2 protein-coding genes and 1 pseudogene are annotated in these 1245 nt (G+C 67.0%); all 3 read left to right on the top strand.

Annotated features, from left to right (window positions below; genetic code table 11):
- Positions 1-190: 190 nt before the first annotated feature.
- Positions 191-385 (top strand): hypothetical protein, encoded by a 195-nt coding sequence (locus tag CHB90_RS26040; RefSeq protein ID WP_089280578.1) that lies wholly within the window; start codon positions 191-193, stop codon positions 383-385.
- Between the two features lie 38 nt (positions 386-423).
- Positions 424-720, top strand: coding sequence for a hypothetical protein (locus tag CHB90_RS26035; protein ID WP_089280577.1), 297 nt, complete (start codon positions 424-426; stop codon positions 718-720).
- Between the two features lie 107 nt (positions 721-827).
- Positions 828-1245: pseudogene (locus CHB90_RS26030) on the top strand (AAA family ATPase); the annotation flags it as partial.

Genomic DNA, 1245 nt, shown 5'->3' with positions numbered 1-1245 from the left:
ATCGCCCTTCCTGCCACACGCAAGGTCAAGAAACCCGACCGCGCCCCGAAATCACACCGCACACGGACCGCCGGTGAATATTGCGGGCTCAATGAAATCCCCTGAGCCGATGTCCCGATCCGGTCCCGCCGGTGGCTTTTCCCATTCGAGCGCCCTCGAGCGCCTTTCCTCCAACCGAAAGCAGACACGCATGAACCGCACTGCCGATCTGTCGCTCGAGGATTTCAGGCGTCTTCCGGGGCTCTATCGCCGCTGGGAGCTGACCGAGGTCTGCGAGCCCAACCGCAACTATCAGATCGAGGACGCCGGCAACCACGCCGACGGGACGCCGCTGCTGGCGATCTACGTCGCCGAGCTCGCGCCCGACATCCGCGAGGCCGCGTGATGCGCCTCCTCGATCACATCATCCCAAGGAGAACTGCCATGCCGGACCAGCCGGACGACATCACCCGTCTTCGCAAGGCGAGCTACGCCCTCGAAGACATCCCCGAAACCATCGCCTTCCCGCAGGGCGCCAGTGACGAGCCGCGCGAGCCGCTGCCGGTCGTCGAGGCGACCGTCGACGAGATCGCCTTCGCGATCGTGGAGGCGGAGCGTGAGAGCACGGTGGCCTACCGCCGCGCCGATGCGCTGAAGCGGCTCTACAAGCTCGCCCGCGAGGCGGGGTGCATCGGCGCAGATCGCGCCGCCACGGCGGTGATGAAGAAGGAGAGCCAGTGATGGCCCTTCCCATCATCGGCGCCGATGAGCGGCTCGCGCAGCGCAAGGGCATCAAGGGCGTCATCTTCGGCCGGTCCGGCATCGGCAAGACCAGCCTGCTCTGGACGCTGAACGCCTCCACCACGCTCTTCCTCGATCTCGAGGCCGGGGATCTGGCCGTCGAGGGGCTGGAGATCGACACCCTCCGGCCCCGCACATGGAAGGAGTGCCGCGACTTCGCGGTGTTCATCGGCGGGCCAAACCCGGCGCTGCGCGAGGATCAGCCCTACAGCCAGGCGCATTTCGACGAGGTCTGCGGGCGCTACGGCGACCCGGCGGTGATCGGGAAATACGAGACCGTCTTCATCGACTCGATCACCGTGGCCGGGCGGCTCTGCTTCCAGTGGTGCCGTGGGCAGCCCGAGGCGTTCTCCGAGAAGACCGGCAAGCCCGAGCATCTCGACGGGGCCGAGGGCTGGCCCGCGATCTATGACCGCGCCTATCTGCAGGCGAACATCGCGGGCGGCGAAGGCTTCGACTGGTTCT

Origin of the sequence: Antarctobacter heliothermus (assembly GCF_900188425.1) — a bacterium.
Taxonomy (GTDB): Bacteria; Pseudomonadota; Alphaproteobacteria; order Rhodobacterales; family Rhodobacteraceae; genus Antarctobacter; species Antarctobacter heliothermus.
Note: the sequence above shows the minus strand (reverse complement) of the source record. Positions and strands in the feature narration are given on the sequence as shown.

Coding starts and splice junctions, on each gene's coding strand:
- CHB90_RS26040 (WP_089280578.1), top strand. CDS start 191: ATGAACCGCACTGCCGATCTGTCGCTCGAGGATTTCAGGCGTCTTCCG.
- CHB90_RS26035 (WP_089280577.1), top strand. CDS start 424: ATGCCGGACCAGCCGGACGACATCACCCGTCTTCGCAAGGCGAGCTAC.